The sequence below is a fragment of the Peptacetobacter hominis genome (assembly GCF_006861675.1).
In the GTDB taxonomy this organism is placed as follows: domain Bacteria; phylum Bacillota; class Clostridia; order Peptostreptococcales; family Peptostreptococcaceae; genus Peptacetobacter; species Peptacetobacter hominis.
The window spans coordinates 1-15,979 of sequence record NZ_SGJB01000023.1; the positions used below are offsets into that span (position 1 = coordinate 1).

The 15,979-nt window shown below is 33.4% G+C and carries 18 protein-coding genes, 1 rRNA gene, 1 other RNA gene, 1 pseudogene and 1 other annotated feature; of the genes and pseudogenes, 15 read left to right on the forward strand and 6 right to left on the reverse strand.

Annotation, left to right across the window (positions count from 1 at the left end):
- The first annotated feature begins 138 nt into the window (after positions 1 to 138).
- Positions 139 to 255, forward strand: a 5S ribosomal RNA gene (gene rrf / locus EXD82_RS09830).
- Between the two features lie 105 nt (positions 256 to 360).
- Here the strand turns inward: rrf and EXD82_RS09835 are convergent.
- Positions 361 to 1,068: an SDR family oxidoreductase gene (locus tag EXD82_RS09835; protein WP_142536746.1), complete on the reverse strand. Its 708-nt coding sequence runs from the start codon at positions 1,066 to 1,068 to the stop codon at positions 361 to 363.
- Between the two features lie 155 nt (positions 1,069 to 1,223).
- Between EXD82_RS09835 and EXD82_RS09840 the strand changes: the two genes are divergently transcribed.
- The 9 genes from EXD82_RS09840 to EXD82_RS09880 all read left to right on the forward strand — a co-directional run bounded on the left by EXD82_RS09840 (position 1,224) and on the right by EXD82_RS09880 (position 7,834).
- Complete coding sequence (locus EXD82_RS09840) at positions 1,224 to 2,048, forward strand: mechanosensitive ion channel family protein (protein WP_142536747.1); 825 nt, start codon at positions 1,224 to 1,226, stop codon at positions 2,046 to 2,048.
- Positions 2,049 to 2,135: 87 nt separating this feature from the next.
- Positions 2,136 to 2,349, forward strand: a binding site (T-box leader).
- 124 nt (positions 2,350 to 2,473) lie between these two features.
- Positions 2,474 to 3,745: a serine--tRNA ligase gene (serS, locus tag EXD82_RS09845; protein ID WP_142536748.1), complete on the forward strand. Its 1,272-nt coding sequence runs from the start codon at positions 2,474 to 2,476 to the stop codon at positions 3,743 to 3,745.
- Positions 3,746 to 3,813: 68 nt separating this feature from the next.
- On the forward strand, positions 3,814 to 4,185 hold the full coding sequence (locus tag EXD82_RS09850) for a hypothetical protein (protein ID WP_142536749.1): 372 nt from the start codon (positions 3,814 to 3,816) through the stop codon (positions 4,183 to 4,185).
- A gap of 81 nt (positions 4,186 to 4,266) precedes the next feature.
- A complete protein-coding gene (locus tag EXD82_RS10545; RefSeq protein WP_142536750.1) occupies positions 4,267 to 5,373 on the forward strand; it encodes a deaminase in 1,107 nt (368 codons plus the stop codon).
- Between the two features lie 129 nt (positions 5,374 to 5,502).
- Positions 5,503 to 5,955 (forward strand): C-GCAxxG-C-C family (seleno)protein, encoded by a 453-nt coding sequence (locus tag EXD82_RS09860; protein WP_142536751.1) that lies wholly within the window; start codon positions 5,503 to 5,505, stop codon positions 5,953 to 5,955.
- Positions 5,956 to 5,991: 36 nt separating this feature from the next.
- Positions 5,992 to 6,324 carry a hypothetical protein gene (locus EXD82_RS09865; RefSeq protein WP_142536752.1) on the forward strand — a complete coding sequence of 111 codons (333 nt, stop codon included), beginning with the start codon at positions 5,992 to 5,994 and terminating at the stop codon, positions 6,322 to 6,324.
- A gap of 24 nt (positions 6,325 to 6,348) precedes the next feature.
- Positions 6,349 to 6,660 carry a hypothetical protein gene (locus tag EXD82_RS09870; protein ID WP_142536753.1) on the forward strand — a complete coding sequence of 104 codons (312 nt, stop codon included), beginning with the start codon at positions 6,349 to 6,351 and terminating at the stop codon, positions 6,658 to 6,660.
- A 24-nt stretch (positions 6,661 to 6,684) separates the two neighbouring features.
- Complete coding sequence (locus tag EXD82_RS09875; RefSeq protein WP_246082049.1) at positions 6,685 to 6,909, forward strand: DUF4318 domain-containing protein; 225 nt, start codon at positions 6,685 to 6,687, stop codon at positions 6,907 to 6,909.
- Between the two features lie 100 nt (positions 6,910 to 7,009).
- Positions 7,010 to 7,834 carry a CPBP family intramembrane glutamic endopeptidase gene (locus EXD82_RS09880; RefSeq protein ID WP_142536754.1) on the forward strand — a complete coding sequence of 275 codons (825 nt, stop codon included), beginning with the start codon at positions 7,010 to 7,012 and terminating at the stop codon, positions 7,832 to 7,834.
- Between the two features lie 289 nt (positions 7,835 to 8,123).
- On the opposite strand, the gene panC is transcribed toward EXD82_RS09880, so the two are convergent.
- The 4 genes and pseudogenes from panC to EXD82_RS10575 all read right to left on the reverse strand — a co-directional run.
- A complete protein-coding gene (gene panC / locus EXD82_RS09885) occupies positions 8,124 to 8,966 on the reverse strand; it encodes a pantoate--beta-alanine ligase (RefSeq protein ID WP_142536755.1) in 843 nt (280 codons plus the stop codon).
- 28 nt (positions 8,967 to 8,994) lie between these two features.
- Positions 8,995 to 9,822, reverse strand: coding sequence for a 3-methyl-2-oxobutanoate hydroxymethyltransferase (gene panB, locus EXD82_RS09890; protein ID WP_142536756.1), 828 nt, complete (start codon positions 9,820 to 9,822; stop codon positions 8,995 to 8,997).
- Complete coding sequence (locus EXD82_RS10550; protein WP_330573808.1) at positions 9,822 to 10,355, reverse strand: DUF2520 domain-containing protein; 534 nt, start codon at positions 10,353 to 10,355, stop codon at positions 9,822 to 9,824. Before EXD82_RS10550 ends, panB begins: the two co-directional genes overlap by 1 nt.
- Before the next feature lie 60 nt (positions 10,356 to 10,415).
- Positions 10,416 to 10,745: pseudogene (locus tag EXD82_RS10575) on the reverse strand (NAD(P)-binding domain-containing protein); the annotation flags it as partial.
- A 230-nt stretch (positions 10,746 to 10,975) separates the two neighbouring features.
- On the opposite strand from EXD82_RS10575, the gene ffs reads away from it, so the two are divergent.
- From ffs to EXD82_RS09920, 5 genes are all read left to right on the forward strand, one after another.
- Positions 10,976 to 11,242: signal recognition particle sRNA large type (gene ffs, locus EXD82_RS09900), an RNA gene on the forward strand.
- Positions 11,243 to 11,333: 91 nt separating this feature from the next.
- On the forward strand, positions 11,334 to 12,980 hold the full coding sequence (gene dnaX, locus EXD82_RS09905; RefSeq protein WP_142536758.1) for a DNA polymerase III subunit gamma/tau: 1,647 nt from the start codon (positions 11,334 to 11,336) through the stop codon (positions 12,978 to 12,980).
- Positions 12,981 to 13,047: 67 nt separating this feature from the next.
- Entirely contained in the window at positions 13,048 to 13,398 is a 351-nt protein-coding gene (locus EXD82_RS09910) for a YbaB/EbfC family nucleoid-associated protein (protein ID WP_142536759.1), read from the forward strand.
- Between the two features lie 9 nt (positions 13,399 to 13,407).
- Complete coding sequence (recR, locus tag EXD82_RS09915) at positions 13,408 to 14,007, forward strand: recombination mediator RecR (protein WP_142536762.1); 600 nt, start codon at positions 13,408 to 13,410, stop codon at positions 14,005 to 14,007.
- Positions 14,007 to 14,258, forward strand: coding sequence for a hypothetical protein (locus EXD82_RS09920; protein ID WP_246082050.1), 252 nt, complete (start codon positions 14,007 to 14,009; stop codon positions 14,256 to 14,258). The genes recR and EXD82_RS09920 overlap by 1 nt, the downstream gene beginning before the upstream one ends.
- A gap of 141 nt (positions 14,259 to 14,399) precedes the next feature.
- On the opposite strand, the gene EXD82_RS09925 is transcribed toward EXD82_RS09920, so the two are convergent.
- Positions 14,400 to 15,650, reverse strand: coding sequence for an MGDG synthase family glycosyltransferase (locus tag EXD82_RS09925; RefSeq protein ID WP_142536760.1), 1,251 nt, complete (start codon positions 15,648 to 15,650; stop codon positions 14,400 to 14,402).
- Between the last annotated feature and the right edge of the window lie 329 nt (positions 15,651 to 15,979).

Below are 15,979 nucleotides of genomic sequence, written 5' to 3' on the forward strand. Positions count from 1 at the left end.
CGTGGTTGATAGGTCAGAGGTGGAAGTGCAGCAATGTATGCAGCTTACTGATACTAATAGGTCGAGGACTTGACCAAGATAAATGATGGAAGATGTATGTATGCGGTTTTCAGAGTGCAGCTCTGAAACAGAAGATTATGTGGTTACGATAGCAGAGAGGATACACCTGTTCCCATTCCGAACACAGAAGTTAAGCTCTCTAGCGCTGATGGTACTTGGGGCGAAAGCCCCCGGGAGAGTAGGTCGTAGCCACGTAATCTTTTTTTATTTTATAAAAATATATCCGGATAGATATATAAGATTTATTGATTCTATATACTATCCGGATTTTTTATTTGGTATTATTTATAGTTTAAAAGTTTAGAAATAAATCATTCTCTTAGTCATACCACCATCGACAAGTATATTTGCTCCATTTATAAATCCATTTTCTTCATCGGCAAGGAAAATACATAGATTTGATATGTCATGAGGAGTTCCTACTCTTCCAGATGGATGCTGTGTATGATCAAGCTCTGAAAGATTTTCATATTCTTCTGTCTCAATCCAGCCAGGGCTTATGCAGTTTACGGTTATCCCTGTATTTGAAAGAGATACGCATAAGCTGTTTGTAAGTGAGACTATACCACCTTTTGATGCACCATATACCTCCCAGTTTTCTTCATTCTGGTGGAATCTGGTAGATGCTATATTTATGATTCTTCCAAAATCTGCACCCTTATTTACAGAAAGAAATTCCTTACAACATATAAAAGTTCCTCTTAAATTTGTATTTATTACACTGTCAAATTCATCTACAGAAATATCATAAACTGATTTATTAAACTTGCTTATTCCACCGTTATTTATAAGAATGTGAACTGACCCGTATTTATCGTATATATCCTTAAAACATTTTTTTATTGAAGTTTCATCGCACAAATCGACATTATAAAAATGGATATTTTCATCTTTAAAATCAAAATGATTTATATCAAGACAGAAGACATTATATCCCTTAGAGGCAAACTCTGTACACAAAGTTCTACCTATACCACCTGTACCACCGGTTATTATTATATTTTTCATAAAAATACCTCCTAGAAATTTATAACAAAATAATATCAGATAACATATAAAATTTATATACATAAGTTATAATAAAATAAAAAATATACAGATTGACTAAATATAAATACTGAAATAATATAATATATATCATAAAAAGAAATGGAGAAAATAAAATGGGTGAAACTGTAAAATCAAGTATGGCTTTTCAGTCTATAATAAATAGTGCAGCTGAAAAGATACCTTCGCTTATATATGCGATAATATTATTTTTAATTGGATTTGCGATTGCAAAAGCCTGTAAAAAAGTTGTGAGCAAAATACTATGCAAGTATACGAGTGGAAAAGGAATAACAAATTTCATAGTATACGGCGTATATATATCAATAATAGTTGTAGCAGCGCTTAACAGTTTGGATATGATAGGGATAAAAACAACATCAGTTGTAACTATTATCGGGGCTGCCGGGTTCAGTGTCGGTCTTGCATTCAAAGAAGTTTTATCTAACCTTGCATCGGGAATAATAATACTTTTCTTCAGACCGTTTAATATAGGTGACTATATACAGGGTGGAGAAAACAACATAGAGGGAACTGTATCGGATATACAGATATTCAGTACAGTGCTTAAAACACCGGACAACAAGACAATTACTGTTCCGAATTTCCAGATAACAGCAAATGATATAATAAACTACACACATCAGGATATGAGAAGAGTTGATTTTGTATTTAATGTCGCATACGATACTGATATAAATCTTCTAAAAAGTATTGTAAATGATGTATTTGAAAATGACAGCAGGGTTCTGAAAGATCCAAGACCACTTATAGGTATAAACTCTATGGGAAATAACACTATAGAATTTATAAGTAAGCCGTGGGTAAAAACAGAAGAGTATTGGGATGCTTATTATGACCTTATGGAAAAGATAAAATACAGATTTGACGAGAATAATATAGTTCTTCCATACACATATAATGTACCTGCAAAAAAATAATTATAAAAAATTAACAGATTAAATATTCGGAAATTGCTTGAAAACTAAAAAACAATATAATATAATAGGAAACATAGCAGATAAAATAAAAAGGCAATGAAGGAATCAAGTAAAAAATGCGGTTATACTCAGAGAGTAAGTGGCTGGTGAAAACTTACTATAACGGTTTTTGAATCTACTCCGGAGCTTCTAATCTGAAATAAGTTAGACGTATTACCTACGTTACAGGTATCGAGAGGAATACATTTAATTATGTATTCAACTAGGGTGGCAACGCGGATAACAGACTTTCGTCCCTTTTTCAGGGGTGAAAGTCTTTTTTTATTTATTTTGAATATATCTGTAACTGCAGTACAGATATAAATCATAGACTATCAAAGTGCAAAGCGTTCACTTAAAATAAAATTTTACGGGAGGACATGGATATGCTAGATATAAAAAGAATAAGAGAAAATTTAGATGACATCAAAAAAGCAATGCAGATAAGAGGTGAAAAGGAATTTGACCTTGATGCAGTAGTAGAACTTGACGATCAGAGAAGAGAACTTTTAAAAGAAGTTGAAGTTTTAAAACAGGAATTAAACGTAGAATCTAAAAAAATACCTCAGTTAATAAAAGAAGGTAAAGACGTTACAGAAGATAAAGCAAGACTTAAAGAGCTTTCTGACAAAATAAAAGGAATAGATACAAAAGTTAAAGAAGTGGAAGATAAACTTGAGTATACATTAATGAGAATACCAAACGTTCCTCATCCAGATGTTCCACAGGGAGAAACTGATGAAGATAACGTTGAAGTAAAAAGATGGGGTGAACCTACAAAATTTGACTTTGAACACAAGGCTCACTGGGATATAGGAACAGGACTTGGAATACTTGATTTTGAAAGAGCAGGAAAAATAACTGGTTCAAGATTCACTCTATACAAAGGATTAGGAGCAAGACTTGAAAGATCACTTATAAACTTCTTCCTTAACACTCACACAGCTGAGCACGGATATACAGAAGTACTTCCTCCTTTCATGGCCAACAGAGACAGCTTCTGTGGAACAGGACAGCTTCCAAAATTTGAAGAGGACATGTTCAAACTTGAAGGTGTTGATTATTTCCTTGTTCCAACAGCAGAAGTTCCTGTTACAAACATACACAGAAATGAAATACTTTCAGCTGATGAACTTCCAATAAAATACTGTGCATATACTCCATGCTTCAGATCAGAGGCAGGTTCTGCAGGTAGAGATACAAGAGGTCTTGTAAGACAGCATCAGTTCAATAAAGTTGAATTAGTTAAATTTGTTCTTCCAGAAAACTCTTATGATGAGTTAGAAAAACTTACAATGGATGCTGAAAGAATGCTTCAGCTTTTAAAACTTCCATACAGAAGAGTTAAGATATGTACTGGAGACCTTGGATTTACAGCTGCATTTAAATTCGACCTTGAAGTATGGATGCCAAGTTATGGAAGATACGTTGAAATATCTTCTTGTTCAAACTTCGAAGATTTCCAGGCTAGAAGAGCTAATATAAAATTCAAGAGAGATAAAAAATCTAAAGCTGAATTTGTTCATACATTAAATGGTTCTGGTCTTGCAATAGGTAGATGTTTAGCTGCTATACTTGAAAACTATCAGCAGGCAGATGGATCAGTTGTTGTTCCAGAAGTTTTAAGACCATATATGGGTGTAGATGTAATAAAATAATTTCAGATATTTATCTTGGCGGGGTGTAAATGCACCTCGCTATTTTTTATAAATAGGAGGTGTTATTTATGAATATAAATCTAGATAGAACGAAATTATACTACAAATCTGAAGAAGACAAAAATCTATGCGACTGTGAATACTGTAAAAACTATTACAAAAACATTAAAAAAGCATATCCCCAAATAGACGAATATCTGAAAAATATAGGAGTAGATATAGAAAAACCCTTTGAAACATCTCCAGTAGACTCAGAAGATGGATTAATAGAATACTATATGTGTCAGTATATTGTATTTGGCAGATGTCCAAATGATTACAGACACATAATAGACGATATTGAGATAAGAATAGCTACAAGTTATCCAGACACAAATATAAATGAAGAACATTTTGTACTTGAAATAGACTGTTTAAAATTAAATAAAAACTGTGTATAAACTTATCCCGATACAACTTATTGATAAGTGGATAACTTATGCTAAAATAAAAAATATAAACAGATAGGAGTGTGGATAAAAATGAGCATTGAAAACATAGATAAATCAGCATATATAGACACATCTGACACTGATGATGAAATTCTGGATGTGTATAACTCAGATGGAGAAAAGACAGGAGTGTGCACAAGAGGAGAAATCCACAGAAACGGATATTATCACAAAGTAGTCCACTGCTGGTTTGAAAATACACATGAAGATAAAAAATACTACTATTTTCAGCAAAGGGCAATGTATAAAAGTTATCCTGGACAGTACGGTGTCATGGTCGGTGGGCATATAGACTCTGGAGAAGAAGAGTACACAGCTCTTATAAGAGAAATATCAGAAGAAGCTGGGATAACTGCATCTGATGAAAAAATAGATTTTATCGGTCAGATTGTAGAAAATATAGTTGAGGATACATTTATAGACAATGAAATATGTAGGGTTTATAGATATACACCGGATTTTGATGAAAAATTCAACCCTAATAAAGAAGTAGCCAGAATCGTAAGGATAGAGGAAAAAGAGTATAAAAAATGTATATTCGGAGTATCGGAAACAGCTGTAGGTGAAGTGATTTCTGTATCTAATCAGGATCATATGGAAACAAAAGCTCCTGGAGATAAAATAGAAATAAGAAAAGACGATTTCTGCGAGTACGATCTGAAATATATAAAATTTGTAACGGGAATGGATGACGACGAATTTTTTATGTGGGAAGCTTTAGCAGAGGCAAAAAAGGCATACGATAAAGAAGAAACTCCAATAGGTGCGGTAATTGTAAAAGATGGAGAAATAATAGGTAGAGGACACAATCTGACAGAGTTTTTCCAGGATTCTACTGCACATTCAGAAATACTCGCAATAAAAGATGCTGGAAATACTCTTGGTGGATGGAGACTTTTTGGATGTACGCTTTATGTAACTATGGAGCCATGTATAATGTGCTGTGGTGCAATAGTAAATTCGAGAATAAGAAATATAGTGATAGGTGCAAAGAGAGTTAAAAATGCAAAGATAGAAAAACAGTCTGATTTCAAAAAAGAATTTTTTACGGATTCGAAAGTAGAATACAAATACGGTGTGCTTGAAGAAGAATGTGCGGGAATACTTACAGACTTTTTTGGAAGACTTAGAAAATAGCATATAGTTATAGATGAGAATATATTCTTTTGATTAAAAAATCTATAATCAATATTGAAAATATGCAGGTTAATTTTAGTAAGATATAGAAATAGTAGTTAAATATAACTATTGAAAAGGGTGGATATTATGAGAACTGATGTAAATCTTGAAAATGTAAGAAAAACAGCTGAGGATTATTATAGAAATGGAGATTTTTATTGTTCAGAGGCAGTGGTAAAAACAATAATAGATGCTTTTGATCTGGATGTTTCAGATGATGCAGTAAAAATGGCATCAGGATTTCCAGTAGGAATGGGCGGTATGGGATGTACATGCGGTGCATTAACTGGTGGAATATTGGCAATCGGACTTATATACGGCAGATCTGAGGGAAAAGATCCTAAGGTAGATAAAGCAATGGCTCTAAGTGCAAAACTTTATAAGATTTTCTGTGAAAGACATAAGGTAAGCTGCTGTAAAGTCCTTACAAAAGGAATGGAAAAAGGTTCTGAAGAACATATGAAACAGTGTATAGCATTTACTGGAGAAATGGCATATGAAACTGCAAAAATAATTTTAGATGAGGAATTGGGTAATTAATATATATAATCTAAAAGAGATACAAAAGGTGATTTTATGAGAGGATATAAAAAAGAATTGACGATATTTGTACTGCAGCTTATGATGTTTTATCTGTTTCCGATGACTGCAGGGGCAACAGATGTTATGGGAATGGTCGTTCTGATAATACTTGCGACGTTTATTCTTTCGGCGATACTTGGAACAATATCTGATAAGAAATCAAAATGTTTATATCCGACAGCGGTGTTTATATCGTTTATTCCGTCTGTATTTATATATTACAATGAAACTGCACTTATTCATGCTGTGTGGTATCTTGTCATATCCGCGGCTGGGGTGATAGCAGGAAGCATTGTAAGGGAGATATATTATCGTATAAGAAAATAGTTATAAAGAAAAGAGGGAGAACCTATGGTTACTGTAAAAAGTAAGGAAGAACTTCTAAAGGAACTTGATAAAAAATCCGACTATATATGTATAGAAAGCAGTTTTGCAGAGGAAATACTAAAACTTATGAAAAATCACCTGACAGAAAAAGAACTTATGGGATTTGAGCTTGGAAGTCGGGGAGGTATAACGACTCTTGCATATATAATAGATTTTCTGAGAGAGAAAATATCAAAAGATGAGATTGCACGGATTGATAGAAAGCTAAAAATATACAAAATAGATAGAATAAATGAAGAGAATATAATACTTAAACTGAAGCAACTCGATTATTAATTTTGCCTGAAAGGAGAGAATAATATGCTTAAAATGTTTAGAAAATCATTCTGGATACCTTATGAAAATGGTGATGTTTATCCTACAGTTTCGATAGCTCATATAGAGATAGAGAAATACTGTATTAAAAATGGGCACAAGTATTCTTTTGTGAGTGATGATGAGGTAGAGATAGATGGAAAAGTATACGAGATATACAGAGGATGTGAAGTAAGAGGAAATTATGGAATAAAGTGTACGGAAAAATAGTATAGAGAAAATTAAATAAAGGACAACTAATCAATCAAATCGTATAGTATTAATTTCGGTGGGATTAACCTCACTATTATAAATAGAAAGGTTGAATTTTATGACATATAAAAAAGTTATAGAAAAATTTTTGTCTACAACAGTAATTCCTTTTTTAGGGTTATTTCTTACGACATTTGTTTTTATTCTGTTTCCTAATTTAAAATCAAATTTTTATACATCATACATTATACAATTATTAGGTTTGTTTCTAATATTTACTATGTTGACTAAAATAATTTTTAATATTAAATATATAAATCTTAAAAATGACATTGTAAATTTTAGATATAACTTTATTGATAATCTACTATACTCTTTAATTATCATTTTTGGATTATCATTTACGGCTTTATTTATTAATACTATAGATTTTTTAATAGATCCATCTTCTAAAGATACTATTAAAACACTATTTATTAATGCTAGTAATAATTACTCCGAACAAACTAACATGATTGATTTAGAAATTTTATTTAATAGCTTTTGTATAGTTATAGTCATTTTTTTAGAAGAAATTTATTTTAGATATTCTTTATATGAAGTATACGAAAAAAATACCAAAATTTTTATATTATTATCTTCAATTAGTTTTGGACTTTATCATGGATATTCAATTGCAAGAATATTATCTAGTTTTATCCTTGGAATATCATTTGCTATTGTATATGTGAAAACAAAGAATATAGTATATCCAATTATAATTCATTTTCTTTGGAATTTTGGAACTTATTTTTCGTCTTATATAATGTTCCCTTTTAGAAATTTAGATATTGGTATCTCTATATTTTCAATTTTATCTACAGAATTTTTGTTATTTATTTGTATTATTTTAATATTATTTATAAAATATATGAGATTGAAATATAAGTGGATAAAATTATAAATAGGAGAAGATTTCATGAAAAAGATTAATAAAGATATATTTCTAGGACTGATTTTTACGATATTGATGTCATTTATCGTGGACTCCTTTGCGCCATATTAAAATCCTATAATTAGAATATTGATGGTCATATGTCTTGTAATAGTCGGATATGCAATATATACAAAACTCAAAAGATAAATCTGCATCTAAATATAGTCATACTAGATTTTAATAAATTAAAAAAATAAGCCAGAATATGGCGATGATTGAATCGTATCTCGTCATAGTTCTGGCTTTTTCTTTCTAATTAAACTCTATAAGTAAAATTATCTATAAGTCTTGTCTTACCTACAAATACAGCTATAGCAACAAGAACATCTTTTTCTACAGTCTCAACCGGCTGAAGAGTCTCGCTGTCAACTATTTCTATATAGTCAGCTTTTGCAAGAGGTTCAGAAGCTATCTCATCAGATATAACTTTGTATATCTCAGACGCATTTCTCATACCATCTTCCATAGCAGCTTTAGCCTTATTAAGTGATCTGCTAAGTACAAGAGCAGCCTGTCTTTCATCAGCTGAAAGATAAGTATTTCTTGAACTCTTTGCAAGTCCGTCAGCTTCTCTTACTATAGGGCATCCAACTATCTGAACATCCATGCTAAGGTCTCTTACCATTCTTTTTATTATAGCAAGCTGCTGAGCGTCTTTTTCACCGAAGTATGCTCTGTCAGGAGTTACTATATTAAGAAGTTTTGAAACTACAAGGCAAACTCCACCGAAATGCACAGGTCTTTTTGCACCACAAAGTCCTTTTGAAAGTCCCTCTACATTTACAGTAGTACATCTGTCAGGGAAGTACATTTCATCTGGTGCTGGATTGAATACAAGTGATGCACCTGCATCAGAGCAAAGATCATAGTCTTTTTCTATATCTCTTGGATAATCGTCGTAGTCTTCATTTGGTCCGAACTGAGTAGGGTTTACGAACACACTTACTACAACTCTGTCGTTTTCAGAAACGGCCTTTTCTATAAGTGATCTGTGTCCTTCGTGAAGGTATCCCATTGTAGGAACAAGACCTACGCTAAGACCTTCTTTTTTCCAGGCTTTAACCTGTTCTCTTACTTCATTTATTGTATGTACAAGCATTATAAATTCTCCAATCTGTTAATCTATATTAATAAAGTTTTTTAAGTTCTTCTTCATCTATTTTGAAAGTGTGTTTTGTCTCAGGGAATGAACATTCCTCAACTTCTTTTATGTATTCGCATATAGCGTCTCTCATAACTTTTCCTGTGTTTGCGTACTGTTTTACAAATTTAGGAACGAAATCGTCGAACATTCCAAGCATATCCTGATATACAAGTATCTGTCCGTCGCAGTCTACACCTGCACCGATTCCTATTGTAGGTATTGAAACAGCTTCAGTTATAAGTTTTGCTATTGCAGCAGGTACTCCTTCAAGAACTATTGAGAATGCTCCTGCCTCTTCAAGAAGTTTGGCATCTTCTATAAGCTGTCTTGCAGCCTCTTCAGTTTTTCCCTGAACTTTGAATCCACCGAATGCGTTTACTGACTGAGGAGTAAGTCCAAGATGTCCCATTACAGGTATCTGTGCATCTACTATGGCTTTTACCTGTTTTGCAACAGCAGCTCCACCTTCAAGTTTAACTGCATTTGCTCCACCTTCTTTTACTATTCTTCCAGCGTTTCTTACGGCATCCTCTATTGAAACATGGTAAGAAAGGAAAGGCATGTCTCCTACTATAAGGGCATTTGCAGCACCTTTTTTAACAGCTCTTGTGTGGTAGATGATATCGTCTACAGTTACTCCAAGAGTGTCTTCGTCACCTTTTATAACCATTCCAAGAGAGTCACCTACAAGTATTCCGTTTATTCCGCAGCTGTCTATTATTTTAGCCATTGAATAGTCGTATGCTGTAAGCATACTAAGTTTTTTTCCTTCAGCTTTAGCTTTTTTAAAAGATAAAACAGTGTTTTTCATTATTCTTTTCCTCCAAGTAGTTTGTATAGTTCGCTGTATTTATCGGATTTTGATATCAGTTCTTCAAATTCCATGGAATTTCTCTTTGCAACGAGTTTTATGAGATTTGACGAAAGATCTTTGTAGATATTTTCATCTGATTCTCTGATTACGCCGAGATGTTTTTTTACAGGAGATATGTCGCCTCTTGCAACGGGACCTGTAAGTGAAGAAGTATATCCGTTTTTTTCTATGTTGTCTATATTTCCCTGTATAAGAGGAAGGAGTGCTTCAAAAGCCTGTTTTTCTGAAAGACCAAGCTGTTCAAGATATTTTCCTCCTATATTGAAAAGAGAAAGTGCAAGGTTTGAAACAACAACACTAGCAAGATGATACGAAGCTGATGAGTCTGCACTTCTTACAAAGTAGTTGTTTCCAAGAAGTTTTAAAATTTCTATAGCTTCTGTATTTTCATCTGTGCTTTTTCCTTCTATAGAGAAATATATTTTTTTAAGTTTTTCTAAATCTGTGAATTTATCCGAGAAAGCGAACATTGGATGTATGGAATAGACTAATGCACCTGATTTTTCTGCATTTGATAGTACGTCTGAACAAAGAGAGCCACTGGTATGGCATACGCTTTTGCCTGAAAGATCGTACTGTGAGATTAGTTTATCTATTTCTGAAATAGTGTCATCAGGGGTTGTTACAAATATGATACTGCTGTTTTTTAGAAGTTCTTCAATTGAAGAAAAAGCAGTTGTGTCTGTTATTTCTGAAGCTTTTTTCAGAGAGTCTTCATTTTTTCCGTAAAACCCTGAAATATGTATGTTTCTGTGTGAAAAATATCTGGCAAGGGATACTCCGACTTTGCCAGGTCCTATAAATCCTGCTTTTATGATGGTATCACCCCCGAATTTATGATAGTGTGATCCAGCCCTGATTTATACAGAAACAGATATTAAATTATGCGTTAAATATCGGTACAGTTCTATTAAAAGATACTATCCAGTATATTATTTTAGCACCAAAATATTATAATAACAATATATAAGCGAATTATAGTAAGCAGGAAAATAAAATAAACAGTATGTGACAGGCGAGCAAAATAATATTGATGTAGAGGACAAATTGTGATATTATACTATAGTAACTTAATACGGTTGTAATTTTGCTGTACTAGATGGGGAGGTAGCGGCACCCTGTAACCTGCAATCCGCTATAGCAGGGTTGAACTCCATCTGGAGGATTTTTTATTCAAAGTGCAGTCCCGGAGAAGTGGTGTTGACGTTCAGGTCCCGGGCAACGGAAGCTCGTGAAGCGTGTCAGATCCGGAAGGAAGCAGCACTAAGCGATCACTTCTGTGTGACCCGGGGAAGCCTGGGCAGAGCTAACTGACCGGTAAACGGCTTTGAATCCAGATTCGAAGGATGGTGTGCAGCATTTCCATAAATAATAATACCTTTCCTGATGGAGAGGTTTTTTTATTACAGTAAATAAAATAATATGAAATATAAACAGGAGGGGTATCAATGCACAAGGCACTGTATAGGGAGTACAGACCTCAGAGATTTTCAGATGTCGTGGGTCAGGAACATGTCATAAGAACACTGAAAAATGAAATAATGTCGGGAAATATTGGTCATGCGTATATGTTCAGTGGAACGAGGGGAACAGGTAAGACGACTGCAGCGAAGATTTTTGCAAGAGCGGTGAACTGCTTAAATCCAAAAGATGGAGAACCATGCAATGAATGTGAAATGTGCAAGGCTATATTGAATGACAGTTCTGTCGACATATTTGAGATAGATGCCGCGTCAAATAACAGTGTAGACGATGTAAGAGAGTTAAGAGAGGGAATAAAATATTCTCCGGCAGAGGCAAAATACAAAGTCTATATCATAGATGAGGCACACATGCTTTCAAAGGGAGCGAGTAATGCTCTTTTAAAAACAATAGAAGAACCTCCTGAATATGTTATATTTATATTTGCTACAACAGAGCCAAATAAAATGATACCAACTGTTCTTTCCAGATGTCAGAGATTTGATTTTAAGAGAATAACTACAGAGGAAATGAAAAACAGAATGAAATATATCTGTGAAAGAGAAAATGTTGAAGCAGAAGAGGATGCACTTTCTCTGATAGCCAGAAACTCTGGTGGGGCACTTAGAGATGCACTCAGTATTCTTGACAGATGTATTCTTTTCAGTGAAAATACTTTAAAATACAGTGATGTTGTAGAGATTCTGGGTATTGTAAACATAGATGAGATATTTGAAATATCAAATGCTATATTCAGAAATGATATATCTACTGTTATGTCAAAAATAAACAGTTTTGTTGAGAGTGGAAAAGATATAGAACTTCTTTGCAGTGAAATTATAGGACATATGAGAAATATAATGCTTCTAAAGGCTTCAGGTAACAGAGCATCTGATATCATAGAGGCGACAGATGAAGAGCTAGTAAAACTTAAGGAGTCATCTGAAATTACAGGTCTTGATAATATAATAAGAATAATAAACATACTGTCTGATGTGCAGAGTAAGCTGAAATATTCAACAGATAAAAGAACATCTCTTGAAGTAGGTATAGTCAAGACGACAAGACCTGCATATGATGACAGCAGGGAAGCACTTGAAGAAAGAATAAAAATTCTTGAAAGAGTTATAGAAAACGGAGAAATAACAATAAAAAGTGATGAAAATCCTGTAGAAAAGACATCAGACAACAAAAGAAAGTCTTCAAAACAAAAGAGTAAAAAGTCTGAAACAGAAAGCAAAAAATCATATGAGGAAGTCAGAAGTGATGATCTTGAGAAAATAGAAAAATCATGGGATATGATTATGGACAGGATGAAAAGAGACAGAAAAATGCCTGTCAGAGCAATGCTTCTTGAGAAAAAAAGTCTGAAGGAGCACAATGGAGTTTTATATATTATTTTCTCGGAACAGTTTGGATTTGCAAAGAAAAGCCTTACAGAACAGGGACATATAGAATATATAGAAAGTGTAATAAAAGATATAGTACACAAAAACTTTTCTGTGAAAGTTATACTTGAATCTGAAGCAAAGAGTATAGATGTAGATATAGAAAGCGAAGTAGATGCCGGTGAGAAGTTCCTAAAAGAGAATTTTCCGGATGATATGCTTGAGATAAAAGATAGAATAGAATAAAATATAACTATCGGTCATGTAAGAAATAATATGATATAAAAGATAAAATTAAACAGGAGGCGATTATATGGCAAAAAAAGGATTCCCAGGAATGGGTGGAATGGGCGGAATGAATATGAACAAAATGCTTAAGCAGGCCCAGAAAATGCAGGAAGAAATGGAAAGAGCTCAGAAAGAGCTTGAAGCAAAGGAAGTGGAGGCTTCTGTAGGTGGAGGAGCTGTAACTGTAAAAGTAAACGGTAAAAAAGAAGTTGTAGCTATAACTATAAAAGAGGAAGTAGTAGATCCTGACGATATAGAAATGCTTCAGGACCTTGTTATGAGTGCAGTAAATGAAGCTCTTAGAAATATAGATGATCTTCAGGCAAGTCAGATGAGCAGACTTACTGGTGGAATGAATATACCGGGGTTATTCTAAATGAGCGGTATGCAGGTTTATACAGAACCTATAACAAGACTTATTGAAGAATTTTCAAAGCTTCCGGGAGTTGGAAGAAAAACAGCGCAGAGGCTTGCATTTCATGTTGTAAATATGAACAAAAATGACGTTGAATCTCTTGCAAAGGCTATTGTCGATGCGAAAAATGAGATAAGATACTGTTCTATCTGCTGCAATATAACAGATACAGATCCATGCAGCATGTGTTCAAATAAAAACAGAGATAAGAGTATAATATGTGTTGTTGAAGATCCAAGAGATGTTGCTGCTATGGAAAGAACAAGGGATTTCAATGGAATGTACCACGTTCTTCATGGAGTTATATCTCCAATGGATGGTGTAGGTCCTGATATGATAAGAATAAAAGAGCTTATACAGAGGCTTTCAAACGAGGATGTAAAAGAAATAATTATGGCGACAAACCCTACAGTTGAGGGTGAGGCTACAGCCATGTATATTGCAAGACTTGTAAAGCCTATGGGAATAAAGGTCACAAGAATAGCTCATGGACTTCCTGTTGGAGGAGATCTTGAGTATGCGGATGAGGTGACTATTTCAAAGGCTCTTGAAGGAAGAAGAGAGATATAATGTTTGAGATAGAGGAAATCGTGCACAGTGACGACGATTCTGTAAAAATGATGATATCTGTACCGGATAATGGGTACGATTTTGACGAAAAAAAGGCTATGGATCTTTTGAAGAAAAAGAGAGTAAATAAACCTTCAAAGAAAAAGGCATACAAAGGTAAGTACAGAAATGTAGAGGGTGCATATAGAAACAATGCAAAGAACTACCAGTATGACTATGAAGAGGATTTTTATGAGCCTGAAAACAAATAGAGTATAATAAGAAAACGCAGAGAGAAATCAGCTTGACGGTGATGTTTAATATCATATACCGGATAAGCTGAGCTCCTGCGTTTTTATTTTTATGAATATTTATTTGCTTATAGTCTATTGAAAGTTTAGACAGTGTAGGCCTTATTCAGTTTTATCTTTTTCACTGATGTTTTTTTCGAGTATATCTACTACCATATTTGCTATATTCCGAGCTGAGTTTGTCTTTTTTATGTGAGCAATATTATTTTTTATAAGTTCCACCTGTTCAGGTGAATCAAGTAAAACAGAAAGAAGTACCGGTAAAGAGTATTTCTTTGTTGTTCTTATTGCTGCACCACAGTTTGTAAGGAAATCAAGATTTTCTTCCTCCTGCCCTGGTATGTAGTATGGAACTATCATAGGAACTCCTTTAAGAAGACACTCTGTAGTTGTAAGGCCACCTGGTTTTGTTATTATGAAATCAACTGAGGCAAGTATATCGTTCATCTTGTCTGTAAAACCAAGAACTCTTACAGTCTTGTCAAAATCAGCTTCTGCAAGTCTCTTTTCCATTTTTTCTTTAAGTGATTTGTTTCTTCCGGCTACAACAAGTATCTGGAAATCTCTTTTTACGTATAAAAGTTCTTCAAGTGTTTCCTTCATATTTCCGGCACCAAAACTTCCACCCATAAGAAGAATAACCTTTTTATCAGGGTCAAGCCCAAGTTCACGAAGAACAGTTTCTCTGTCTCTATGAACAAGGAATGATTTTTCTACAGGTATTCCAAAAGGTTTTACCTTGTCTGCATCCACACCTTCATAAATAAGAAGTTCTTTTACGTATTCATGACCTACCACATAATAATCTATTTCATTCTGAATCCATGTAGAGTGGGTAGTGTAGTCCGTAAGTATTGAAATCATAGGTGGAACAGTTACGCTGTTGTCAACCCAATGGAAGTATGATTCAAATTCATCGTTATCGTAATCCTTAAGAGAATCGTTGCGTTTTTTTATTTCAGCAACTTTTTTCATTCTACTCAGTGCAATCATAGGAAAAGGGTGTGTTCCTATAATAAGATCAGGCTTTTCGTTTGAAAGCAGAGTTTTAAACTTTCTGGCCATTATATGAGCAAGAGGATTTCCTTTGAACTCATTTTTTGATAGAATTCCTGTTTCTGAAAGTCTATACATACTTCCGTATGCCTCGGGAGTATATATTGCAGATTTTTCATATCCTCTGGAAATTATTTTGTCCATAAATGTATTTATAAGTTTAAGACTATCTATTATTTCACATTCTATATTTTCACCATTTACTTTTTTTAACACAAGTTCTTCCTGAATTGCTCTTGCTGCTCTGTTATGTCCGCCACCTGTTGATGCCGACATTATAAATACTTTTCTGCTCATTTGATTCCTCCTTGTATGTTAGAATATATGCAGTTGTATTACTGTACATAATACTAATCTAATACAATGAAATAAAAAAAACAAGTGTGACAAAAATGAAGTATGTAAATATTATTAATAAAAGAATATAGAAAGTTTAAAAAATAGTATAATTAAAATAAAAATTTTTTATAAAAAGTGTTGACGAATATAATTTATGATGGTATAGTAATACTTGTCCTTGAGAGAGGGCAAAAGAAAATAAGAAATGAACTTTGAAAACTGAACAGCAGATAAATTTGTTCGAACGATTTGTTCGGACTCTTACAAACCATAATTAAGCCAGATAT